The organism is Reyranella sp., assembly GCF_030651995.1.
GTDB lineage: Bacteria > Pseudomonadota > Alphaproteobacteria > Reyranellales > Reyranellaceae > Reyranella.
The window spans coordinates 1-21,973 of record NZ_JAUSBN010000051.1 but is presented as its reverse complement, the minus strand read 5'-3'; the positions used below and the strand labels follow the sequence as shown (position 1 = coordinate 21,973).

Sequence of the window (21,973 nt, the reverse complement as noted above, 5' to 3'; positions counted from 1 at the left end):
GCGCCCATGTCGTTCTCCGGCGCCTCCGGCCGCCTGACCGCCGTCCTCGGTCCCACCAACACCGGCAAAACCTATCTCGCGATCGAGCGCATGCTCGGCCACGATTCTGGCATGATCGGTTTCCCGCTGCGGCTGCTGGCGCGCGAAAACTACGACCGGATCGTCAAGTTGAAGGGCGCCGCCCAGGTCGCGCTGATCACCGGCGAGGAAAAGATCGCGCCCTCCAGCGCACGCTATTTCGTCTGCACCGTCGAATCGATGCCCGTCGACCGGCCGGTCTCCTTTCTCGCAGTCGACGAAGTGCAGATGGCGTCCGACCCGGAGCGCGGCCACTTCTTCACGGACCGGCTGCTTCATGCGCGCGGCCTGAACGAGACCATGCTGCTGGGCGCCGACACGATCCGTCCGGTGCTGAACCGACTGCTGCCCGACATCGACGTGGTGGCCCGCCCTCGCTTCTCAAGTCTCTCCTATGTCGGCTCTAAGAAGGCGACGCGCCTGCCGCGCCGCTCGGCGGTCGTGGGATTCTCGGCCAACGAGGTCTACGAGATTGCCGAGCTGATCCGCCGCCAGCGCGGCGGCACGGCGGTCGTGATGGGCGCGATGAGTCCGCGCACGCGCAACGCACAGGTCGAGATGTTCCAGTCGGGCGAGGTCGATTACCTCGTGGCGACCGATGCGATCGGCATGGGCCTCAACATGGACGTGAACCATGTTTGGTTCGCGTCGCTGCGCAAATACGACGGTCGCAGCTCCCGTCCGCTGCGGACCGGCGAGCTGGCGCAGATCGCCGGACGCGCCGGGCGCCACATGAACGACGGCACCTTCGGCACGACCGCGGGCATCAGTGGCCTCGATCCCGACGTGGTGGAGGCGATCGAGAACCATCGATTCGATCCGCTGCGCGACCTGCAGTGGCGCAACAGCGAGCTCGACTTCCGGTCGGTGCAGACGCTGGTCGCCGCCTTGAACGCCAGTCCGCCGCATGCCGCGCTCCAACGCGTGCGCGAGCAGGACGATCAGCTCGCTCTGCAGACCCTGGCCGCGCATTCGGCTTTTTTGCCGCGGCTGCATTCTCCCAAGCGGGTCAAGCTCCTGTGGGAGGTCTGCCAGGTCCCCGACTTCCGCAAGACGATGACGGAAGAACACACGAAGCTGCTCAGCCAGATCTTCGAACATCTGACGCAGGGCGGCGAAAGACTGCCGGAAGACTGGATCGACAGCCATGTGAAGCGCCTGGAGCGGTTCGACGGCGACATCGACACCTTGATGGCACGCATCGCGCACGTCCGGACCTGGACCTATATTTCACACCGGCCCGACTGGATTCAGCGTGCAGCCCATTGGCAGGAACGCGCGCGTGCCATAGAGGACCGGCTTTCCGACGTTCTGCATCAACGTCTCACGCAACGGTTTGTCGATAGACGCGCGGCTTTGCTTGTACGAAGATTGCGCGATGAGGGTGAAATGAACTCGACAGTCGCCGCTGCAGGCGAAGTCATCGTGGAAGGCGAGCATCTCGGACGCATCGAGGGCTTCCGCTTCGTGCCGGATGCGACGGAAGGCCAGACCGACCAGAAGGCGGTGCTGAGCGCGGCTCTGCGCGCGCTGCGCCAGGATCTGCCCGATCGCCTCCAGGCTTTCGTGAACAGTCCCGACGGTGAGATCGTCTTCGACAGCCAGCTCCGCGTCTGCTGGGGCGGAGGTCCGGTCGCGCGGCTGTTGCCCTCGGGTGACGTGCTGGCGCCCAAGGTCGAGGCCATCGCCTCCGATCTGCTCGACGGCCCGGCCCGCGAGGAAGTGCGCAAGCGCGCCGCGACCTGGGTCGAGACCCGCATTCGCCTCGGCCTCAGCGAATTGATGGATGCGCGCGCCACGGCCGAACTGCCCGCCGGCGCACGCGGCGTCATTTTCCAGCTCTGCGAAGGCCTCGGCGTGCTGCCGCGCCGGCCGGTCGAGGAACAGCTCGCCCAGCTCAGCGAGGAGGATCGCAAGGCGCTGGCGCGTCTCGGCGTCCGCATCGGCGTCTTCTCGCTCTACTTCCCCAGCATGCTGAAGCCGGTGCCGATCCGCCTGCGCGCCGGCCTCTGGATGATCGCCAAGAACCGCGAGACGATTCCGACGCTGCCGGCCGAGGGCCGCACCTCGATGGATTTGCCGCGCGATGCCGAGCGCGATTTCTACTCGGCCATCGGTTACCTGCCGCTGGGCGACCATGCGATCCGCGCCGACATGGTCGAACGGCTGGCCGCCATGGCGCGGGCCGCCGTGCGCGAGAGCCGCGAATCGTCACGCCGCACGCAGCAGCAGGACAAGCCTGAAAAGAAGCCCGCCGCCGAAGCGACGGGCGCCGCGCCGGCGATCCCCGCGCCCGCGACGGCCGACGAAATCAGCGAATGGGCGATCGTCGCCGCGGCATTCGGCGAGACCGAACCGGCACACGCGCCGGAGGCGGAGCCGGAGACCGAGCGGGCAGCCGCCGCTCCCGAGCCTGTGGCCGCCGACGAGCCGGTTGAACCTGCAGCAGAGCCTGTCGCCGAGGCTCCGGTCGAGGCCGTGGACGTGGCCGCCGCCGAGGCGACACCCGTCGAAGAGCCCGCGGTCGAATCGCCGCCGGCCGAGTCCGCGCAGGACGCCGCAGCAGAGGGCGCGCCCGCGCCGGTCGAGAGCGCCGCACCACGGGAAGAAACCCCGCCGGCGAGGAAGGAACCGCGGCCATTGCCGCCGGGCTGGTTCCGCGCGACCCCGCAGATGATGTCGCTGGTCGGCTGCTCCGAGCCGGAAATGGCCAACGTGCTGCGAGCGCTCGGTTACCGCGTGCATCCGCCGACGGAAGAAAGCGGACCGCTCTACGCCTTCTCGATCAAGCCGCGCTTCGTGCGCGAGCGCGAGGAGCAGCGCGAGCGGCAGCGTCAGCAGCAGCGCGAACAACGCGACCAGCGCGACCAGCGCCGCCGGGACCGGCCGGAGCGGCCGAACGAGCGTCAGTTCTTCGCCGACACGCCGCGTCCGCCGCGCGGCAGGGACGACGGTCCGCGCAGCGGGCCGCGTCCCGGAGGCGGCCCACGCGCCGATGCTCCGCGCCCCGACGGGCCGCGTACCGACGCGCCCCGGCAGGATCGCAACAAGGACGGCCGCCCGCCGCAGGAGAACCGTGGCCGAGACGACCGGCGTGGCCCGCGTCCACCGCGGCGCGACAGCGGCGGCCCGGCCCTGCGGCTCTACGCAACGACCGAGACGAAGGGCGATGCGACGGCCGATTCGCCCTTCGCCAAGCTGCTCGAGCTGAAGCTCGGTGCAAAGAAGTAGCCACCGGTGAATCGCTGAGACGCCATGCGGCTGGACAAGTGGCTCTGGCATGCGCGCTTCTTCAAGACCCGCACGCTGGCCGCCCGCTATGTCGAGAAGTCGCGCTGCCGGATCGATGGGCGAGCGGTCGAGAAGCCGCACGCGGCGGTCGCTCCCGGCATGGTACTCACCTTCGCCTTGGGCCTCCACGTGAAGGTCGTGCGCATCATCGCGCTCGGAGAACGGCGCGGTCCGGCGCCCGAAGCCCGTACGTTGTATGAGGAGATCGACTCGCCCTAGATCGCCCACCTCCATCGCCAGCCTTGCGTCGCCGGGGCTCGCGCGTTAAGCAGCCGCCGCTCGTTCCTGGAGCCTTTATGACCTATGTCGTTACGGAAGCTTGCATCAAGTGCAAGTACATGGATTGCGTTGAAGTCTGCCCCGTGGATTGCTTCTACGAGGGCGAGAACATGCTGGTCATCAATCCAGACGAATGTATCGACTGCGGGGTTTGCGAACCGGAATGCCCGCCTAACGCCATTCTGCCCGATACTGAAAAGGGTCTGGAGAAATGGCTGGAGCTGAACCGCAGCCTGTCGGTTTCGTGGCCGAACATCACCCGCAAGGGCGAAGCGCCCACCGACGCGGAACAGTTCAAGGACGAGAAGGACAAGTTCGAGAAGTACTTCAGCGACAAGCCCGCGGCGCGCTAGCCTTCATCTAGGCAAGACCTTTATTGTACCTTTTGCAATAGTCATGCAGTTTATGCATGGCTAGACAGTTGCTGAAATGCAACATAAAGCGCGACTCCGCGCTCATTTTCTGTTATGACAATCCCGCTGGAAGCGGGTCCGGAGTCCGGTCCGCCGCCGGCTCGGTATCCGTATCGGTATCCGAAAGAAACTTACCGATGCTTGGGACGCCGGGCCGAATACGCAGGGGAGCGTATGCGGTGGGTCTCCGTATCGCAGAAAGCGGGGCTGTTGTGAAGGGACTAGAGGATATGGCCAAGCCGAAGAAGGCGCCCGCCAAGCCGAAGGAATATGCCTTCGAGAAGGGCGATTTCGTGGTGTACCCGACGCATGGCGTCGGCCGCGTGATTGATATCGAAGCCAAGGAAATCGCAGGTCACAAGCTCGACCTGTTCGTCATCTCGTTCGAGCAGGAGCGCATGATGCTGCGCGTTCCGGTGGCGAAGGCGAAGATCTCGGGCCTGCGCAAGCTCAGCTCGCGCAAGATCATGGAGAGCGCGCTGGTCACCCTGAAGGGCCGCAGCCGCGTCAGCCGCGCCATGTGGAACCGCCGCGCCCAGGAATACGAAGCCAAGATCAACTCGGGCGACCCGGTGTCGATCGCCGAAGTCGTGCGCGACCTGCATCGCAATGCCGGCCAGCCCGACCAGTCCTACAGCGAACGCCAGATCTATGAAGCCGCGCTGGACCGGCTGGCGCGCGAACTCGCCGCCGTCGAGAGGATCGACAAGGATCTCGCGACCCAGAAGCTCAACAGCGTCCTGCAGAAGGTCGCCTAGGCGATCCTGGCGAGCATGACTTGATAGGCGGCCCGGCACTGCGATGTCGCGCCGCCTTTTTCATGCCCCGCCGCCCTGATTCATGAGCAGAGTCGCCTCGATCGCCCGCCTGCGTGACGGCGGCATCACCTGGGCGCTGGGCGCTCTGAAGGGCGATGATGCCGCGCTGGAGCGACTCGGCGGCGCCCTGATGCAGCGCTGGCAACCGGGCGACAGGCTGGTCGTGCTGGGCAGCATGCTGGGCGCGGCCGGCAACACGCCGCGGACGCTCGATCTCATGCTGCTGTTGCGCCGCCGGCTGCTGGCGCGGCCCGGTGCCGAGGTCGAGGATTTCGTCTTCCTGCGCGGACCGCAGGAGGAGATCTGGCACAAGGCACTACAGCTCCAGTTCGCCCTGGCCCCGCTCGACGTGCTCGACTGGATGCTGTCGCGCGGGCTGGACACCATCATCGAGGCTTACGGCCATTCGATCGCCGAGGGCCGTATCGCCAGCCGCAACGGATCGCTCGCCATTGCCCGCTGGACCTCGGGCCTTCGCCAGCGCCAGGCCACCCGCCCCGGCCACAGCGATCTGCTGAATGCCCTGTCGCGCGCGGCCCTCAGCGCCGACGGCCGTCTCGTGTTCGCCGCCACGGGCGTCGATCCGGGCCGCCCGCTCGACGGACAGGCCGACGCCTTCTGGTGGAGCACCCAGACCGACGCGGTGCTGGACGAGGCGCTGGGCAAGGCAAAGGACGGCGGCTGGCCCACCGTCGATCGAGTCGTGCGGGGCGCCGGTCCGACGAGGAACATCGCCCAGGACACAGGCCGCGTGCTGACCGTCACGCGCAACATGCCGGCGCTGGTGGCGCTCGATGCCGACGGCAGGGTGCTGGAGCGGATCGAACCCTGATCCGCTCGTTCAAGGCTGGACGGTCTTGATCTCGGACCGGCTGCCGAGATCGGCCGGCACTTGAGCCGCATTGAGCACCAGCAGGCGTTCCATTCTGAGATCGGGATAGGGCATTCGGGCCGCGAGCTGCGCCGGTGTCGATCCTGCCGGCGAGACGATGCGCAGCCGATAGGGCTGCAGCGAAGCGGCTTCGGACGGGGTGAGGGTGCGGAAGCTCCGTGCAGCCTGGACCATCGCGTCGATCTGCCGATCCTGGTCGACCCCCTCGCTGACCACGGCGAAGTTGCAGACCCGGGCGCCCTGCCGGATGACGATGTAGCGCGCCTGACCAAGTCCGGTATCCGAGCCGCGCGGCCGCGCGCCGATCGCTGCCTCGTTGCCGTTGATCTCCAGGGTCTGGATGTTGGTGGGCGTGGGCTTCAGCTTGCTGCGCATCCAGTCGTCGAGCGGACCCGCCACCGGCGTGGGCAGGCAGGAGAACAACATCAGCGAGCGGTCGCGATTGACGGCCAGCACCCCGTCGCTGTCGTTAAACAGCCGGAAGCCGGGCGGGACAGTGAAGGCAAGGCGCAGGGTCGGATGAAGGAACGAGCGGCCGCGGATGAAGCCCTCGCTCGGTGGATCGTCGACCGACATGCCGTCGATGGCCGCGAAATAACCCTTCTGGTTCGATTCGCCCGGCGCGCCCGCCTGCGGCAGGGCGGCGATCGCGGAGGTGCGTTCGAGCGGCGCGGGATGGGTCGACGCCGCGCTCGGCCGGTCGCCGATGTCGGGCGCCTCGCCCATGATCTGCGCCTCGAGCGCACTCTGCCGGCGCAGCCGGTCGATCAGGGAGCCCACCGCATCGCCGCGATAGCCGGCCTTGACGATGTAGCCGAGGGCGAGCCGGTCCGCTTCGAGTTCCTGTTCGCGCGAGTAGCGCCGCAAGGCCAGCAGCCCGTCCTGCGCCACCGCACGGCCGACGGTGATCGAGCCGCTGGTGGCGGCAGCCTCGACCGCGGCGTCGAGGACGCCCTGGCGCACGCGCGCGCGCTGCGCGGCATGACGCTGCACAAGATGGCCGAGTTCGTGACCGATCGCGGCCGCCAGCTCGGCCTCGTTCTCGAGCAGGGCCAGCAGTCCGCGCGTGACGAAGACGTATGACTGGACCGCATGCGCATTGGCGACCGGCGAATCCAGCACGACGAAGCGGAAGCCGCTGACGCCGGCGGCCGCGACCACGCGCTGGCCCACCCTGTCGACATAGGCCTGGAGGGCAGCGTCCGGGTCGGCCGGGCCGACGAGCTTCTCGATCCCGCGCGGCAGGACGATGGTTCCGCGTCCGGTCGCCGCAGCGGCGGTCGAGGTGGACGGCGGCTCGACAGACGGCGCGCAGGCGACGACGCCGGCCAGCAACGCGACCAGCGCCAGAATACGGCGAATTTCCACGAATCCTCCTCGGACCCCTCGACCTTAGACGGTCGACGGACCGGGCGGCAATTGCCCGCAAGGCTGGCACGAAGGCCGCCGCTATGGCACTGATGTCCCAAGGACAATCGCATGCCGCGTTCAGAGACTCCGCTCCGTTCCGACCTGTTTCCCGAGATCTCGCCATACGCCAGCGGCATGCTGCCGGTCGACGGCCGGCACACGATCTATTGGGAGCAGAGCGGCAATCCGGAGGGCGTGCCCGTCGTCTTCCTGCATGGCGGACCGGGCGCCGGCTCCGCGCCGGTTCATCGCCGCTTCTTCGATCCGCAATTCTATCGCATCGTCGTGTTCGACCAGCGCGGCTGCGGCCGCTCGATGCCGCTGGGCGAGCTGCAGGACAACACGACGGCCTATCTCGTGGCCGACATGGAGAAGCTGCGGACGCATCTCGGCATCTCGGGCTGGCTGCTGTTCGGCGGTTCGTGGGGCAGCACGCTCGCGCTGGCCTACGGCCTCACCCATCCCGAGCGCACCACCGGCTTCATCCTGCGCGGAATCTTCCTCGGCGCGCGGCCGGAGATCGACTGGTTCCTCCACGGCATGCGCACGATCTTCCCGGAAGCCTGGCGCGATTTCGCCGAGCACCTGCCGCCCGACGAGCGCGGCGATCTGCTGGGCAACTACTACCGCCGCCTGATCGACCGCAATCCCGACCTGCACCGTCCGGCGGCGCGCGCCTGGAGCCGCTACGAGGCGGCCTGCTCGACGCTCTATCCCACGGTGCGCGCGCCGTTCGAAACCGACCATGGCGGCTTCGCGCTCGCGCTCTCGCGCATCGAGGCCCACTACTTCGCCAACGGCACCTTCGTGCCGGAAGGCTGGCCCTGGACCGATCTCGGCCGCATCCGCCACCTGCCCGGCACGATCGTGCAGGGCCGCTACGACATCGTCTGCCCACCGGTAACCGCCGATGCGCTGGCCCGCGCCTGGCCCGAGGCGCGCTACGTCGTCGTGCCCGATGCCGGCCACAGCGCGCTGGAGCCCGGCATCAGGGCCGCCCTGGTCAACGCCACAGAGAGCCACCGGCTGTCGACCAGCGACACGGAACTTTTCGCGCCACGATTCCCGTGGGACGCCTGACGAGGACTATCGATCATGTCGTTCGAACTGCCGCCGGAGCAGACCGGCGCCGCCGCCTGGTACGGGCCCGAGATCGCCAAGCGCAGCGACTGGCAGATGCCTCTGAGTGCCGCCGAGGTGGCGGAAATCGAGGTGGCGACCCGTGCGCTGGTGGCGCGCGATGCCGACATCGCGGTGCTGAAGCCGCAGGATTTTCCGCTGCCGACGCTTGGCCCCAAGCTCAGGTCGAGGGTCGATGACGAGGTGCTGAACGGCCGTGGCTTCCTGCTGCTGCGCGGCCTGCCGGTCGAACGCTGGTCGATTCGCGAATCGGCGACGGCCTTCTTCGGCCTGGGCGCCCATCTCGGCAGCGCCCGCTCGCAGAACGGCAAGGGCCATGTGCTGGGCCACGTGCAGGATCTCGGCCTCGACGTGAACGATCCCAACGTGCGCATCTACCAGACGCACGAGCGGCAGACCTACCACACCGATTCCTGCGACATCGTCGGGCTGCTCTGTCTCAAGACTGCGAAGTCGGGCGGCCTGTCGGCGCTGGTGAGTTCGACCACCATCTTCAACGAGATGCGCCGCCGCCGGCCCGACCTGCTGAACCTGCTGTTCCAGCCGATCGCCACCGACCGCCGGGGCGAGGTGCCGGAGGGCCAGAAGCCCTTCTTCGAGATCCCCGTGTTCAACTGGCACCAGGGCTACCTGACGGCGATCTACCAGCGCCAGTACATCGACTCGGCCCAGCGCTTCCCCGAGGCGCCACGGCACACGCCGGAACTGATCGAGGCCCTCGACCTGTTCGACCAGCTGGCCAACGATCCCGCGCTCAACACGTTCATGGAATTCAAGCCGGGCGACGTGCAGCTGGTTCACAACCACACGATGCTGCACGACCGCACCGGCTTCGAGGACTGGCCCGAGCCGGAACGCCGCCGTCACCTGCTGCGCCTGTGGCTGGCCGCCGAGCGCGCCCGGCCGCTGCCTGAGATCTTCGCCCAGCGCTACGGCTCGGTCACCATCGGCGACCGCGGCGGCATCATCGTGCGCGGCACCCGGCTGCAGGCGCCCCTGCAGGCGGCTTGACCCAGTTGACCCGGGCCGGGGTCGTCCCTAAGTGAAGGCCGCGTCAAGCAACCAAAACACGCAACCAAAACACAAGGGGACAACACATGGCCAGCGATCCAACCGCGGGCGGCGCCCCGGCGGATATGCCGGTCGACCCCGACAATCTCGACATTCCGCCCCGCCCGGAAAGCGCCGCCGAGTGGCAGCGCCTCGTCGAGCAGCTCCAGGCCGAGAAGGCCGACCTCCAGGACAAGCAGCTCCGGGCCCTGGCCGAGGCGCAGAACGTGCGCCGCCGGGCCCAGCAGGACGTCGAGAAGGAGCGCAAGTTCGGTGTCGAGCGCTTTGCCCGCGATGTGCTTTCGGTGGCCGACAATTTCGGCCGCGCCCTCTCGGCCCTGCCGGCCGATGTCGGTGCCATGGACCCGGCCTTGCGCAACGTGATCGTCGGCATCCAGGCGACCGACCGCGAGCTGCAGTCGGTGCTGGAGCGCCACGGCGTCACCCGGATCGAGAGCCTCGGCAAGCCGTTCAACGCCGAGTTCCATCAGGCCATGATGGAGGTCGAGAAGGCCGACGTGCCGTCGGGCACCGTCGTCCAGGAACTGATCCCGGGATACCTGATCGCCGGCCGCCTGCTGCGCGCGGCCATGGTCGCCGTGTCGAAGGGTGGCCCGGCTGCCAGCCACGCGGCCAGCAATGAAAACTAGGCGGTTCGGCGCGCTGCCGGCCCTCCTGTCGCGAACCGCCAGTAGTGCCCCAAACGGCACTTTCCAGCGGAGAATTTGGTCCTTAGGTCCATTGTAGGCAGCCGGATAGGACCTATATAGCCCCTGTCCTGACCCGGGTTTTCCGGCAGGTAACCATTTTACGGGGGTCGATCGGGTGCCTTTGGGGTCCGGCCGATCTGCCGAGGGAAGAGAGTAGAATCATGGCGAAAGTCATTGGCATCGATTTGGGTACGACCAACTCGTGCGTCGCGGTCATGGAAGGCGGCGACACCAAGGTCATCGAGAATTCCGAGGGCGCGCGCACCACGCCGTCCATGGTCGCCTTCACCGACGGCGGCGAGCGCCTGGTCGGCCAGTCGGCGAAGCGCCAGGCGGTCACCAATCCGCTGAAGACCCTCTATTCGGTCAAGCGCCTGATCGGGCGCCGCTTCGACGACCCCATGGTCGCCAAGGAGAAGACGCTCGTCCCCTTCAAGATCGACAAGGCCCCGAGCGGGGACGCCTGGGTCGAGGTGAACGGCGAGCAGTACAGCCCCAGCCAGATCTCGGCCTTCATTCTGGGCAAGATGAAGGAGACGGCCGAAGCCTATCTCGGCGAGAAGGTCGAGCAGGCGGTCATCACCGTCCCGGCCTACTTCAACGACGCCCAGCGCCAGGCCACCAAGGACGCCGGCCGCATCGCCGGCCTCGAAGTGCTGCGCATCATCAACGAGCCGACCGCGGCTGCCCTCGCCTACGGCATGGACAAGCGCAAGACGGGCACGATCGCGGTCTATGACCTGGGCGGCGGCACGTTCGACGTGTCGATCCTCGAGATCGGCGACGGCGTGTTCGAGGTCAAGGCGACCAACGGCGACACCTTCCTGGGTGGCGAGGACTTCGACCAGCGCATCATCAGCTACCTGGCCGACGAGTTCAAAAAGGAGCAGGGCATCGACCTGCGCAACGACAAGCTCGCCCTGCAGCGCCTGAAGGAAGCGGCCGAGAAGGCCAAGATCGAGCTCTCCAACTCCAAGGAGACCGAGATCAACCTGCCGTTCATCACGGCCGACGCCAGCGGTCCGAAGCATCTCGTCATCAAGCTCTCGCGCGCCAAGCTCGAGTCGCTGGTCGACGACCTGGTGCAGCGGACGCTCGAGCCCTGCAAGGCGGCGTTGAAGGACTCCGGCCTGCAGGCCGGCCAGATCGACGAGGTCATCCTGGTCGGCGGCATGTCGCGCATGCCGAAGGTCATCGAGGTCGTGAAGCAGTTCTTCGGCAAGGAGCCGGCCCGCAACGTCAATCCCGACGAAGTCGTCGCGGTCGGCGCGGCGGTCCAGGCGGCCGTGCTGAAGGGCGAGGTCAAGGACGTCCTGCTGCTCGACGTGACGCCGCTGTCGCTCGGCATCGAGACGCTGGGCGGCGTGTTCACGCGCCTCATCGAGCGCAACACGACGATCCCGACCAAGAAGAGCCAGACCTTCTCGACGGCCGACGACAACCAGACCGCGGTGACCATCCGCGTGTTCCAGGGCGAGCGCGAGATCGCCGCCCAGAACAAGATGCTGGGCCAGTTCGACCTGGTCGGTATCCCCCCGGCGCCGCGCGGCGTGCCGCAGGTCGAGGTCACGTTCGACATCGACGCCAACGGCATCGTGCAGGTCTCGGCCAAGGACAAGGCCACCGGCAAGGAGCAGCAGATCCGCATCCAGGCTTCGGGCGGCCTCAGCGAGGCTGACATCCAGAAGATGGTGAAGGACGCCGAGCTGCACGCCGAGGAAGACAAGAAGAAGCGCGAGTTGATCGACGCCCGCAATCAGGGCGAGGCGCTGGTCCACTCCACGACCAAGCACCTGGCGGAGTACGGCGACAAGGTGAGCCCCACCGAGAAGGCCGAGATCGAGGGTGCGCTCGAGGGCCTCAAGACCGCTCTGGCGGGCGAGGACGTCGAGGCGATCAAGACCAAGACCAACGACCTGACCCAGGCCGCGATGAAGCTCGGCGAGGCCATGTACAAGGCCCAGCAGGCTGAGGCGCAGGCCGGTGCGGGGGCCGCGGGCGGCGCGCCGGGCGGCGGTGCGACTGACGCCAAGGGCGAGAAGGTCGTCGACGCCGAGTTCGAGGACGTCACCGACAAGAACAAGAAGACCGGGTCCTGAACCAGGACATCCTGGAAGGCAAGGCGGCCTCCCGCGCAAGCGGGAGGCCGACCTGTAAGGGGCGAGTAGGGGCTGCGTAGAACATCATGTCGCAAGACTTTTACGAGCTGCTGGGTGTCAGCCGCACCGCCAGTGCCGACGACATCAAGAAGGCGTACCGCAAGCTCGCGATGCAGTTCCATCCGGACCGCAACGACGGGAACGCGGAAGCGGAACGGAAGTTCAAGGAAATCAACCACGCCTACGACATCCTGAAGGATCCGGAGAAGCGTGCGGCCTACGACCGCTACGGCGCGGCGGCCTTCGAGGGCGGCGCGGGGCCGGGCGGGCCCTTCCAGGGCGGGCAGGGGTTCGATTTCGGCTCGGTGTTCGGCGACATCTTCGAGGAGATGTTCGGGGCCGGCGGCCAGCGCGGCCGCGGCGGACGCGCCGACATGCGCGGCCAGGACCTGCGCTTCAATCTCGAGATCACGCTGGAACAGGCCTACGCCGGCACCGAGGCCACGGTGCGCGTGCCCAGTTCCGTTTCCTGCGAAGTCTGCCACGGCAGCGGCGCCGAAGCCGGTTCCAAGCCGCAGCAGTGCCCGACCTGCCAGGGTCGCGGGCGCGTCCGCGCACAACAGGGTTTCTTCACCGTCGAGCGTGCCTGCCCCACCTGCCATGGCGCGGGCCAGGTGATCGACAAGCCGTGCAAGAACTGTGGCGGCCAGGGCCGCGTGCGTCGCGAGAAGACGCTCAAGGTCAACATCCCGGCCGGCGTCGAGGACGGCACGCGTATCCGCCTGAGCGGCGAGGGCGAAGCGGGCGCGCGCGGCGGTCCTGCCGGCGACCTCTACGTCTTCCTCTCGGTACGCCGCCACCAGCTGTTCGAGCGCGAGGGCGCCGACGTGCATTGCCGCGTGCCGATCTCGATGGTCCAGGCGACCCTGGGCGGCAACATCGAAGTGCCGACGCTGGACGGCAAGATGGCGCGCATCAACATCCCCGCCGGGGCGCAGGGCGGCCACCAGTTCCGCATGCGCGGCAAGGGCATGCCGATCATGCGCTCCAGCCAGCGCGGCGACATGTACATCGAGATCAACGTCGAGACGCCGACCAACCTCACCTCGAAGCAGAAGGAACTGCTCAAGGAATTCGAGAAGGCCGGCAAGACCAGCCCCGAATCCGAAGGCTTCTTCAGCAAGATGAAGGAAATGTTCGGAGGCTGATCGCTCTGCCGCATGAGCCCGTCGCCGGGCTCATGCGCACGCATGGGATGATCCTTACTGAGCCGCGATCTTTGCGGCCGCCGGAGCGAAGTCGCGCTCCATCTCGCGGCGCAGCTTCACCGCGGTCAGCGACTCGTCCATCACCACGTCGGCATAGGTCAGCGACTGGCCGGCCTTGATCGGCTTCACCAGCTTGACGTTGTGCGCGAGGCCGAGCGGCAGGCTGCCGAGACCGGTCGACTTCTCCGACGGGAACAGCTTGCCGTAGACCGTGTAGCCGCCCTCGCCGTCCAGGATCTCGCCGGGCTTGAGGTCCCGCTTGGCGGTGGCGATGACGTCGGCATGGAAGCCGATCGGCGTGCCGGTCGGTTCCTTGCGCAGGCCGATCGAGGCGACCGACATGCCGACCTCGAGGCCGATCAGGTGCCAGCGCTTGTACATGACCGAATACCGGCCGCTCGGGTCGGTCTGCAGCATGTACTCCTCGAAGCAGTTCTTCTGGTATTCGGTGGCCGCCTCGAACACGACCCACACGCCCTTTCGGATCTCGTAGGGGATGGCACGCCCGTCCTTCTCCAGCGACGAGGCCACCTCGACCTGGCCCTTGTGATGGAGCTGGCCGCCCTCGGAGATCGGTCGCATCACGAAGGGCAGGTCCTCGACCGAGCAGGGCGGGAAGGCGAGGCCGTCCGGCGCCGGCGTGAGGCCGGTGGCGTTGGCGACGGCAGTGCTCTCGATCGCGGGCTTGGAGCCGTCGAGGAACGAATTGAACATCTTGGGGTTCAGTCCGCCGCGCTTCGCCTGCTCCTCGTTGAGGCCCCAGTACTTCCACACGGTCTCCGGCGTCGACTGCGCGAAATGCGGCAACCACTTGTGGCCGCGGCCGGCTGCCGTCACCTCGAAGCCCGAGGTGCGCGCCCAGTCGACCAGCTCGCAGATCAGCGCCGGCTGGTCGCCATAGGCCAGACTGTAGATCACGCCGGCGGCGGCGGCGCGCTTGGCCAGCAGCGGGCCGCAGAAGGCGTCGGCCTCGACCGTCACCATCACCACGCTCTTGCCGTGCCTGAAGGCTTCGAGCGCATGCTCGACGGCGGCGATCGGATCGCCGGTCGATTCGACGATGATGTCGATCTCGGGATGGCTGACCAGGGCGCGCCAGTCGTCGGTGAGATGGGTGCTGCCATGCTTGCGCGCGTCCGCGAACGAGCTGGCCGAGGTCACGTCGGGCTTCCAACCCAGCCGCGCCAGGTTCTCTCGCGCGCGGTCGGGCGAGAGGTCGGCGATGCCCAGCAGATGGATGCCCGGCGTGGTCGGGATCTGCGACAGGTACATCGAGCCGAACTTGCCGGCGCCGATGACGCCGATGCGCAGCGGATTGGCTTCGGCGGCGCGCGCCAGAAGCATGCGATGGAGACTCATGGTTTCCTCCGGAGTTTTCTTGTCTATTCCGCCGCGACCTTGCGGTTGACGGCGCGGATCACCGCATCGTCTTCCCAGGCGTCGACCGGCGTGAAGTCGCGATGCGCGATGTATTCCGGCCGCTTGAACTGGCGGATCGCGTTGCTGACCGAATTGTAGGTCACATAGATGATCTGGCGATCCCACGGCGACATGTTGGGTCCGCTGCCGTGCACCAGCGTGCCGTGGAAGAAGATCGCCGAGCCCGGGCCGCCCTTGGGCGCGACGATGCCGCCCTGGTCGACCAGCTTGGCGATCGTGTCGTTATCGATCACCCAAAGCGGATAGGAGGTCGTGGTCAGGTCGTGGCTGGCCTCGATCGCGCCCTTCTTGTGGCTCCTGGGAATGAACCAGAGCGGGCCGTTGAACTCGTTCACCTCGTCGATGAACACCGCGAGGTTCATGGCGCGCGGCTCGGGCATGGCGTCGTCGGCCTTCCAGGTGCCGTAGTCCTGGTGCCACTGCCAGACGTCGCCGTCGAAGGCGGCCTTCCCGTTGATCTTGAACTGGTGGATGTAGGTCTTGTCCTTCAGGAGCTGCTCGGCCGGCTCCACGAAGCGCGGATGATGGACCAGCGCCTCGAACACCGGATGATAGGTGTGCACCGCGAAGGCGGTGCGCACGACGTCGCCGCTCTTCTCGCGCACGTTCTCGGGGCGGCGCTGCGCGAAGACCTCGGGCACCGAGGACTTGAGAATCTTCGTCTCTTCCGGCGAGAAGTAGTCCGGGAAGAAAAGATAGCCCTCTTCGTCGAATTGCTTCAGCTGCTCAGAGGTGAGCTTCATGGCGGTTCCTCCTTTGCCCAGTCGTTTTGCTTTGTAGAAAGCGCCGTCTTCAGGCGGCGCGGGAAATCACGACTTTCAATCGTCCCGTGAGAATGTCGGCCATCTGCTCGGCATGCCCGCGGCAGAGTGCTTCGGCCTCGGCGGCCTGGCCCGCCTCGAGCGCGCGCAGGATACCCTCGTGTTCATCCCACACACTGATCCGCAGATCCTGCTCGCTCAAGGCCGCGGCCATCACCCGGCGCAGGTGCTGCCAGTGCGGCTGCGCGGTCTCGCCGATCAGGGGATTACCCGAGGCCTCGTAGACGAAGAGATGGAAATCGATGTCGGCCTCGATGACCGACGGCACGTAGCCGCTCGCCACGGCGCGCCGTCCGACATCGAGCAGGGCACGCCCGCGCTGCACGAGATGGGGCGTGTAGTTCGAGGCGGCGAGTCGGGCGGCCGCACCGTCGAGCGCCGCGCGGACCACGTAGAGATTGCGCGCCTGCTGGACGTCGAGCGGGGCGACGCAGACACCCTTGCGCCCGGCGTCGATCAGGAAGCCCTCGCGGCGCAGCAGCATCATGGCCTGCAGCACCGGCTGGCGCGACACGCCGAACTGCTGGGCGATCTCCTCCTGGGTGATCCGTGCGCCGGACTTCAGCTCACCCGAGCAGATCGCCTCCAGGACGGAATCATGGATGCGCTCGGAAAGATCAGGTTCAGGAAGGATGGGCCGCATGTCTGTATACAGAACACAGACGCCCGCTGAGTCAACCGCCTAGCGAGCTTTCAGGCCCTTGGCGGCGAGAATCTGCGCCCCGCGATCGGGATAGTCGGTGATCAGCCCGTCGACGCCCAGGTCGATCAGCCGCCCCATCTCGGCCGGGACGTTCACGGTCCAGGGCACGACCTTCAGGCCGAGCGCCTGGGCTTCCTTCACGTTCTCCGCCGTGACGTTGCGCCAGAAGGGCGACCAGGTCGCGCAGCCGGCCGCCTTGGCCAGCCGGGGCACCGAGCCGCCCTGGGCGGCAAGGTCGAGCCCGCCCAGCCAGGGGGAGGGTCGGCCGCTGCCCCGCTGCACCGTGTCGAAGTTGCTGCCCTCGATGCTGAGGCAGGCGGTCGCGATCTCCGGCGCCAGCTTGCGGGCCTCGATCAGGCCCCGCCAGTCGAACGACTGCAGCGTGGTGCGGGCCTCGGCCTTGCCCTTGCGGATCTGCTCCACCGCCAGCCCGGCAAAGATGGCCGGGTCCGGCGTCAGGTCGGGCTTGCCCGGATCGGTCTTGATCTCGATGTTGAAGCGCACCGCGGGGGCCGCCTGCGCAAAGAATTCGGCAAGAGTCGGAAAGCGCTGGCCGTCGACCGGCTTCTGCTCGGGGTACTGCTGGCCGTACTTGCTGGCCGGGTTCACGCGACCGATGTCGTAGCGCATCAGTTCGTCCAGGCTCAGCGTGCGGATGGCGGGTCCCGCCGCCGTGAGCCACTGCCCGTCCGGTCCGCGCGTCAGGGCGGGATTGAGCACCGGATCGTGGCTGATGACGACGACGCCGTCGCGCGTCACCGCGAGGTCGGTCTCGAGGGTCGTGACGCCGAGATCCTGCGCCACCTTGAAGCCGGCCAGCGTGTTCTCGGGCGCCAGCCCCCGCGCGCCGCGATGGCCCTGCAGGTCGAAAGCCGCCGCGAGCCCGGTGCTAGCCGCCCAGATTGCGCAGGCGAGCGATGCGATCCGCGATATCGGGATGCGTGGCGAGCAGTGCCGGCGTTTTGGACGTGAACTGGTGGAGGGGATTGACGATGAAGAGATGTTGCGTGGCACGACTCACTCCGGGAAAGGGGGCTGCCTTCTCTGCGAGCTTGCCCAGCGCAGAGATGAGGCCATTGGGGTTACGCGTGAACTGCACGGATGTCGCATCGGCGAGATACTCGCGCTGCCGCGACACCGCCATCTGCACCGCCTTGGCCGCGAGCGGCGCCAGGATCGCGACCACCAGCAGCACGATGATCAGGATACCGCCGCCCGAGCTGCCCTTGCGGTCGTTGCTGCGCATCCGGCCCAAATTCATCGTGCGCAACGCCATGTCGCAGACCAGGGCAATCAGGCCGACCGTGACGCCGACCACGACCATGTAGCGCGTGTCGAGATTGCGGAGATGCGCCATCTCGTGCGCCACCACGCCCTGCAACTCGTCGCGGTTGAGCGAGTCGAGCAGCCCGCGCGTGACCGCGATCGTGCCGTTGCCGACCTTGTTGCCTGTGGCGAAGGCGTTCAGCGCATCGGTCTCCAGCACCATGACCCTGGGCATCGGCACGCCGGCGGCGATCGAGATCTCCTCGACCACGTTGTAGAGCTGCGGCGCGTCCTGCTTTTCGATCGCCTTGGCGCCGGCCATCGACAGCACCATCCGGTCTCCCACCGCCAGCGAGATCGCGCTCCAGCCGATGCTGACGGCCGCCATCAGGCCGGCGGCCGCGATGCCCAGCTGGCTGACGGCGGGCAGGGAGCCGGAGGACTCGCCTTCCAGCAGCGCGCCGACCAGATAGCCGATCCCGCCCGCCAGCAGGGTGAGCACCGCCAGCAGCACCATCGTGTTGCGGCGGTGCTGGTTCTGGGCGGCGACGAAGTCGGTGGTGGCGCTCATGCGCCTTGCCCTCTCAGCGTAGCGCGACCTTCGGCACGGCGCGCTCGGCCTCCGGCATGTTGAACAGGTCCATCGGGCCGAAGCCCAGCGAGGCCGCGGCCAGTACCGCCGGGAAGCTCTGGCGGCGGGTGTTATAGGTGTTCACCGAGTCGTTGTAGAACTGGCGCGCGAAGGCGATCTTGTTCTCGGTGGTCGTGAGCTCCTCCTGGAGCTGCATGACATTGTCGTTGGCCTTGAGCTGCGGATAGTTCTCCATCAGGGCGAACAGGCCGTGCGTCGCCTGGCTGAGCGCCGCCTCCGCCGGCCCGGCCTGCGCGGCGTTGCCGCTCGCGGCCACCGCGTTGTTGCGCGCCTGGATCACCTTGGTGAGCGTCTCCTGCTCGTAGCCCATCGCGTCCTTAACCACCTGCACCAGGTTGGGAATGAGATCGTGCCGGCGCTTCAGCTGCACGTCGATCTGGCTCCACGCGGTCTGCGCCTGGTTGCGGCCGCCGACGAGCCCGTTGTAGACGGCGATCAGCCACAGGCCGATGGCGACGACGATGCCGAGGAAGATCCATGAGCTCATGCCAGTTCTCCTTTGCCGCGGCCGCCAGTCTAGTCATGATCGGGGCCGTTCGGGAGGAATAACGATGGATACGTCAGAGCTGCTGAAAGCCTTCTGCTCGGCGGTGGAGCGCCGCGACGGCAAGGCGTTCGCGAGCCTGTTCACCGAGGACGGCGTCTATCACGACGTGTTCTACGGCGACTTCAAGGGCCGCGAGCGGATCGCCGAGATGATCGACGACTGGTTCCACCGCACCGCGCAGGAGTTCCGCTGGGAGATGCACCGGCCGGTCAGCGACGGCAGGATGCTCTACGCCTACTACACGTTCAGCTACGTCTCGAAGCTGCCCGGCGCCGAGGGCAAGCGCGTCGGCTTCGAGGGCTGCTCGATGATGTCGCTGCGCGACGGCCTGATTGCCGAGTACCGCGAGGTGGCCAATGTCGGGCCGGCCTTCGTCGAGCTGGGCTTCGCGCCCGAGCGCACCTCGAAGATCCTCGCCAAGGAAGGTGCGCATCTCAGGGCCCAGCCCGAGTGGAAGCGTCACCTGGCGTAACGGCGGGGCGTCAGCCGTTGTAGGCCCGGCTGCCGCCGTCGCGCAGCCACAGGCGTATCAGGAGACGCTTGCGCTCAGGCTCAGGCCAGTCGCGGAACCCCGTGCGCTTGTGGCCGAGGGCGCGGTTGTCGATGAGCTGCATCTGGCCGGGCTGGAAGACGAAACGCGCCGCCATGCCCGGCGCGTTCAGGATCGCCTCGAAGGCTTCCAGAGCGGCCGCGCCTTCCGGGTCGAGAGCGACGCCGGCCAGGGCGTGGCCGTTGGTCACCTGGAAGCGCGAGAGCCGGGCGATCAATCGGTCGCCTTCGCGCTCCATCATCGGGTGGTGAGTCGTCATGACATCGCCCGGCGCATGCTCGCGCTGGCGGTCGAAGTAGAAGGGCCGGTAGAGCCGAGGCAGCAGGTCGGGATGCTGACGGCGCATCTCCTCGTGCGCGGCGGCGAAGCTCACGATGCCGCTGACGCCGCCTTCCCTGGCCGTGCGCACGCACAGCAGGCCGACATAGTGCGGCGGCACGAGATTGTAGCTGTTGTCGGTATGAAAGTTCTGCTCGGCGTTGGTGACGTCGGGGCGAACACCGTTGCCCGGCGGCTTGCCGAGATCGGTGACGTCGTAGATCGAGGTGCCATCCCATTTCTGCGCCACGGGACGGGCGACCAGGGAGGCAAGCAGCCACCAGACGGCGCGCAGGCCGTCCCGCGACCAGCGGTCCACCGGCAGGCGGTCGATGATGGCGAAGCCCGGCCCGCTGTCGAGGCTGCGCTTGACGTCGCGCATGAAGGCGCACGACGCGTCGAGCGGGAAATCCTCCGGCCGCAGCAGGAGAAGCGGCAAGGGATCGCGATCGAGCGCGACAACGAGCCGGTCGAGTTCGTGCGCGACGCCGCCGGGAATCGCGATCCGACCGGTCTCCGGCGCCAGCGTGTCGCCCCGCCAGAGCAGCCGATCGGGCATTGCCTCGGGAGGCAAGGGCACGGAAAGGTCGGCTGCGTCGGGCATGGTCGCGCTAGTCGCGCAGCAGCTCGTTGATCGAGGTCTTCGAACGCGTGCGCTCGTCGACGGTCTTCACGATCACGGCGCAGTAGGTCGAGGGCCGGTCCGGGCCGCCGCCAATGTTGCCGGGCACCACTACCGAGTACGGCGGCACCTTGCCGATGTGGATCTGGCCGGTGGCGCGATCGACCACCTTGGTGGTGGCGCTGATGAACACGCCCATCGAGAGCACCGCGCCGGTACCGACGATCACGCCCTCGACGACCTCGGAGCGGGCGCCGATGAAGCAGTTGTCCTCGATGATGACCGGGTTGGCCTGCAGCGGCTCGAGCACGCCGCCGATGCCGACGCCGCCCGAGAGGTGGCAGTTCTTGCCGATCTGGGCGCAGGAGCCGACCGTCGCCCAGGTATCGACCATGGTGCCGGTATCGACATAGGCGCCGAGGTTCACGAAGGACGGCATCAGCACGACCGACGGGGCGATGTAGGAGCCGCGGCGCACGATCGAGCCGGGCACCGAGCGATAGTTCGCCTTGGCGAAGCGGGCGGCGTCCCAGCCCGTGGTCTTGAGCGGCACCTTGTCGAACCAGGGCGCGGCGCCCAGGCCGGGGAACGAGGCGCCGCCGTCCATCGGGACGGAATCGTAGAGGCGGAAGGAGAGCAGCACGGCCTTCTTCAGCCACTGGTTCACGACCCATTCGTCGCCGAACTTCTCGGCGGTGCGGTAGGTGCCGTCGTCGAGGCCGGCGATCGCCGCTTCGACGGCGTCACGGACTTCGCCCCTGGTGGCGCTGTTGATGCCGTCCCGTGCTTCCCATGCCGCGTCGATGGTGACCTGTAGCTGCTTGCTCATTGTTCCCTCGGAAATCTGCCGCGGGACCTTATATGCTGCGCCCGATGGCCTTCAAGCTCCCTGAATCGGTGCTGGTCGTGATCCACACGCCGCGCCTGGACGTCCTCGTGCTGGAGCGTACGGGGACCGGGCTCTGGCAATCGGTGACCGGCTCGCGCGAACCCGACGACCCGGACTTCGAGGCGACGGCCCGCCGCGAGCTCATGGAGGAGACCGGCCTCGTGGTTGGCACGCTCACCGACTGGCGGCAGACCAATCGCTACGAGATCCGGGCCCAGTGGCGCGCGCGCTACGCGCCGGAGGTCACCCACAATGTCGAGCATGTGTTCGGCTTCCAGGTCCCCGAACAGACCGTGGCGACCCTCGATCCGTCCGAGCATGTCGCCCAGCTCTGGCTGCCCTGGCAGGACGCCATGGAGAAGGTCTTCTCGCCGACCAACCGCGACGCGATCTGGCAATTGCCGAGGCGGGTCGTTCAAGGTCCTCTCCGCCACGCAGTGGGCTATCGCATTCACACATCGTAGTTGCGTCGAGTAAGACGGTTCGATTCTCTGTCCGAAGCACAGCGGGCGGAGAATTGGATGTCGGGGATCGAGTACGGTCTGGGCGGTTTCGGCGACCGGCGGCTGCAAAAAGGGGGGCCTTGTTGCATGCGGCGTTGGTGCTGCGGCCCGGGTCGTGCATCCGCCGGCTCGGGGGAACGCGGGCGCGGGAGATGCGGTTCACACGTCTGCTGCGGAACCGGTCGGTGACGGTGGAGGAGATGTCACGGCACGC

General features: G+C 67.5%; 21 protein-coding genes. 12 read left to right on the top strand and 9 right to left on the bottom strand.

Annotated features, from left to right (window positions below):
- The first annotated feature begins 6 nt into the window (after nucleotides 1-6).
- The 5 genes from Q7V45_RS15275 to Q7V45_RS15255 all read left to right on the top strand — a co-directional run bounded on the left by Q7V45_RS15275 (nucleotide 7) and on the right by Q7V45_RS15255 (nucleotide 5,711).
- The gene (locus tag Q7V45_RS15275) at nucleotides 7-3,309 is read left to right on the top strand and encodes a helicase-related protein (protein ID WP_304853626.1); all 3,303 of its coding nucleotides are present in this window, start codon (nucleotides 7-9) and stop codon (nucleotides 3,307-3,309) included.
- Between the two features lie 24 nt (nucleotides 3,310-3,333).
- Nucleotides 3,334-3,588: an RNA-binding S4 domain-containing protein gene (locus tag Q7V45_RS15270; RefSeq protein WP_304853625.1), complete on the top strand. Its 255-nt coding sequence runs from the start codon at nucleotides 3,334-3,336 to the stop codon at nucleotides 3,586-3,588.
- A 77-nt stretch (nucleotides 3,589-3,665) separates the two neighbouring features.
- Nucleotides 3,666-4,001: a ferredoxin FdxA gene (fdxA, locus tag Q7V45_RS15265; RefSeq protein ID WP_304853624.1), complete on the top strand. Its 336-nt coding sequence runs from the start codon at nucleotides 3,666-3,668 to the stop codon at nucleotides 3,999-4,001.
- 290 nt (nucleotides 4,002-4,291) lie between these two features.
- A complete protein-coding gene (locus Q7V45_RS15260; RefSeq protein WP_298315789.1) occupies nucleotides 4,292-4,819 on the top strand; it encodes a CarD family transcriptional regulator in 528 nt (175 codons plus the stop codon).
- 82 nt (nucleotides 4,820-4,901) lie between these two features.
- A complete protein-coding gene (locus tag Q7V45_RS15255) occupies nucleotides 4,902-5,711 on the top strand; it encodes a hypothetical protein (protein ID WP_304853620.1) in 810 nt (269 codons plus the stop codon).
- Nucleotides 5,712-5,720: 9 nt separating this feature from the next.
- On the opposite strand, the gene Q7V45_RS15250 is transcribed toward Q7V45_RS15255, so the two are convergent.
- A complete protein-coding gene (locus Q7V45_RS15250; RefSeq protein WP_304853618.1) occupies nucleotides 5,721-7,139 on the bottom strand; it encodes a M48 family metalloprotease in 1,419 nt (472 codons plus the stop codon).
- Between the two features lie 111 nt (nucleotides 7,140-7,250).
- Here Q7V45_RS15250 and pip point away from each other — a divergent pair, with 111 nt between their 5' ends.
- The 5 genes from pip (at nucleotide 7,251) to dnaJ (ending at nucleotide 13,388) form a co-directional block, all read left to right on the top strand.
- On the top strand, nucleotides 7,251-8,261 hold the full coding sequence (gene pip / locus Q7V45_RS15245; RefSeq protein WP_304853616.1) for a prolyl aminopeptidase: 1,011 nt from the start codon (nucleotides 7,251-7,253) through the stop codon (nucleotides 8,259-8,261).
- A gap of 15 nt (nucleotides 8,262-8,276) precedes the next feature.
- Entirely contained in the window at nucleotides 8,277-9,332 is a 1,056-nt protein-coding gene (locus Q7V45_RS15240; RefSeq protein WP_304853615.1) for a TauD/TfdA family dioxygenase, read from the top strand.
- An 86-nt stretch (nucleotides 9,333-9,418) separates the two neighbouring features.
- Nucleotides 9,419-10,021 carry a nucleotide exchange factor GrpE gene (locus tag Q7V45_RS15235; protein WP_304853614.1) on the top strand — a complete coding sequence of 201 codons (603 nt, stop codon included), beginning with the start codon at nucleotides 9,419-9,421 and terminating at the stop codon, nucleotides 10,019-10,021.
- Between the two features lie 221 nt (nucleotides 10,022-10,242).
- Nucleotides 10,243-12,180, top strand: a complete 1,938-nt coding sequence (gene dnaK / locus Q7V45_RS15230; RefSeq protein ID WP_304853612.1) for a molecular chaperone DnaK — start codon at nucleotides 10,243-10,245, stop codon at nucleotides 12,178-12,180.
- Between the two features lie 83 nt (nucleotides 12,181-12,263).
- Entirely contained in the window at nucleotides 12,264-13,388 is a 1,125-nt protein-coding gene (gene dnaJ / locus Q7V45_RS15225; protein ID WP_304853654.1) for a molecular chaperone DnaJ, read from the top strand.
- A gap of 54 nt (nucleotides 13,389-13,442) precedes the next feature.
- On the opposite strand, the gene Q7V45_RS15220 is transcribed toward dnaJ, so the two are convergent.
- Genes Q7V45_RS15220 through Q7V45_RS15195 form a run of 6 tightly spaced genes read right to left on the bottom strand, consistent with a single transcriptional unit; the run spans nucleotide 13,443 to nucleotide 18,817 of the window.
- A complete protein-coding gene (locus Q7V45_RS15220) occupies nucleotides 13,443-14,807 on the bottom strand; it encodes an NAD(P)H-dependent oxidoreductase (protein ID WP_304853611.1) in 1,365 nt (454 codons plus the stop codon).
- A gap of 23 nt (nucleotides 14,808-14,830) precedes the next feature.
- Nucleotides 14,831-15,631 carry a phytanoyl-CoA dioxygenase family protein gene (locus tag Q7V45_RS15215; protein WP_304853610.1) on the bottom strand — a complete coding sequence of 267 codons (801 nt, stop codon included), beginning with the start codon at nucleotides 15,629-15,631 and terminating at the stop codon, nucleotides 14,831-14,833.
- Between the two features lie 49 nt (nucleotides 15,632-15,680).
- Nucleotides 15,681-16,352, bottom strand: coding sequence for a GntR family transcriptional regulator (locus Q7V45_RS15210; RefSeq protein ID WP_304853609.1), 672 nt, complete (start codon nucleotides 16,350-16,352; stop codon nucleotides 15,681-15,683).
- A 39-nt stretch (nucleotides 16,353-16,391) separates the two neighbouring features.
- Entirely contained in the window at nucleotides 16,392-17,315 is a 924-nt protein-coding gene (locus tag Q7V45_RS15205) for a glycerophosphodiester phosphodiesterase (RefSeq protein WP_370692606.1), read from the bottom strand.
- Nucleotides 17,302-18,249 (bottom strand): M48 family metallopeptidase, encoded by a 948-nt coding sequence (locus Q7V45_RS15200; protein ID WP_304853608.1) that lies wholly within the window; start codon nucleotides 18,247-18,249, stop codon nucleotides 17,302-17,304. The genes Q7V45_RS15205 and Q7V45_RS15200 overlap by 14 nt, the downstream gene beginning before the upstream one ends.
- A gap of 13 nt (nucleotides 18,250-18,262) precedes the next feature.
- Entirely contained in the window at nucleotides 18,263-18,817 is a 555-nt protein-coding gene (locus tag Q7V45_RS15195; protein ID WP_304853607.1) for a LemA family protein, read from the bottom strand.
- A 64-nt stretch (nucleotides 18,818-18,881) separates the two neighbouring features.
- Between Q7V45_RS15195 and Q7V45_RS15190 the strand changes: the two genes are divergently transcribed.
- Complete coding sequence (locus tag Q7V45_RS15190) at nucleotides 18,882-19,349, top strand: nuclear transport factor 2 family protein (RefSeq protein WP_304853606.1); 468 nt, start codon at nucleotides 18,882-18,884, stop codon at nucleotides 19,347-19,349.
- Between the two features lie 10 nt (nucleotides 19,350-19,359).
- Here the strand turns inward: Q7V45_RS15190 and Q7V45_RS15185 are convergent, their stop codons facing one another.
- Nucleotides 19,360-20,349 carry a TauD/TfdA family dioxygenase gene (locus Q7V45_RS15185; RefSeq protein WP_304853604.1) on the bottom strand — a complete coding sequence of 330 codons (990 nt, stop codon included), beginning with the start codon at nucleotides 20,347-20,349 and terminating at the stop codon, nucleotides 19,360-19,362.
- A gap of 7 nt (nucleotides 20,350-20,356) precedes the next feature.
- Nucleotides 20,357-21,196: a 2,3,4,5-tetrahydropyridine-2,6-dicarboxylate N-succinyltransferase gene (dapD, locus tag Q7V45_RS15180; protein WP_304853603.1), complete on the bottom strand. Its 840-nt coding sequence runs from the start codon at nucleotides 21,194-21,196 to the stop codon at nucleotides 20,357-20,359.
- Between the two features lie 32 nt (nucleotides 21,197-21,228).
- Here dapD and nudB point away from each other — a divergent pair, with 32 nt between their 5' ends.
- A complete protein-coding gene (gene nudB, locus Q7V45_RS15175; protein ID WP_304853602.1) occupies nucleotides 21,229-21,720 on the top strand; it encodes a dihydroneopterin triphosphate diphosphatase in 492 nt (163 codons plus the stop codon).
- Nucleotides 21,721-21,973 lie beyond the last annotated feature (253 nt).

Bases quoted from the DNA above. Each gene is read 5' to 3' on its own strand.
- Q7V45_RS15195 (WP_304853607.1), bottom strand. From the start codon at position 18,817: ATGAGCTCATGGATCTTCCTCGGCATCGTCGTCGCCATCGGCCTGTGG.
- pip (WP_304853616.1), top strand. From the start codon at position 7,251: ATGCCGCGTTCAGAGACTCCGCTCCGTTCCGACCTGTTTCCCGAGATC.
- nudB (WP_304853602.1), top strand. From the start codon at position 21,229: ATGCTGCGCCCGATGGCCTTCAAGCTCCCTGAATCGGTGCTGGTCGTG.
- Q7V45_RS15220 (WP_304853611.1), bottom strand. From the start codon at position 14,807: ATGAGTCTCCATCGCATGCTTCTGGCGCGCGCCGCCGAAGCCAATCCG.
- Q7V45_RS15190 (WP_304853606.1), top strand. From the start codon at position 18,882: ATGGATACGTCAGAGCTGCTGAAAGCCTTCTGCTCGGCGGTGGAGCGC.
- Q7V45_RS15240 (WP_304853615.1), top strand. From the start codon at position 8,277: ATGTCGTTCGAACTGCCGCCGGAGCAGACCGGCGCCGCCGCCTGGTAC.
- Q7V45_RS15215 (WP_304853610.1), bottom strand. From the start codon at position 15,631: ATGAAGCTCACCTCTGAGCAGCTGAAGCAATTCGACGAAGAGGGCTAT.
- Q7V45_RS15260 (WP_298315789.1), top strand. From the start codon at position 4,292: ATGGCCAAGCCGAAGAAGGCGCCCGCCAAGCCGAAGGAATATGCCTTC.
- Q7V45_RS15270 (WP_304853625.1), top strand. From the start codon at position 3,334: ATGCGGCTGGACAAGTGGCTCTGGCATGCGCGCTTCTTCAAGACCCGC.
- Q7V45_RS15255 (WP_304853620.1), top strand. From the start codon at position 4,902: ATGAGCAGAGTCGCCTCGATCGCCCGCCTGCGTGACGGCGGCATCACC.
- dnaK (WP_304853612.1), top strand. From the start codon at position 10,243: ATGGCGAAAGTCATTGGCATCGATTTGGGTACGACCAACTCGTGCGTC.
- dapD (WP_304853603.1), bottom strand. From the start codon at position 21,196: ATGAGCAAGCAGCTACAGGTCACCATCGACGCGGCATGGGAAGCACGG.
- Q7V45_RS15210 (WP_304853609.1), bottom strand. From the start codon at position 16,352: ATGCGGCCCATCCTTCCTGAACCTGATCTTTCCGAGCGCATCCATGAT.
- Q7V45_RS15200 (WP_304853608.1), bottom strand. From the start codon at position 18,249: ATGAGCGCCACCACCGACTTCGTCGCCGCCCAGAACCAGCACCGCCGC.
- Q7V45_RS15275 (WP_304853626.1), top strand. From the start codon at position 7: ATGTCGTTCTCCGGCGCCTCCGGCCGCCTGACCGCCGTCCTCGGTCCC.
- Q7V45_RS15235 (WP_304853614.1), top strand. From the start codon at position 9,419: ATGGCCAGCGATCCAACCGCGGGCGGCGCCCCGGCGGATATGCCGGTC.
- fdxA (WP_304853624.1), top strand. From the start codon at position 3,666: ATGACCTATGTCGTTACGGAAGCTTGCATCAAGTGCAAGTACATGGAT.
- Q7V45_RS15185 (WP_304853604.1), bottom strand. From the start codon at position 20,349: ATGCCCGACGCAGCCGACCTTTCCGTGCCCTTGCCTCCCGAGGCAATG.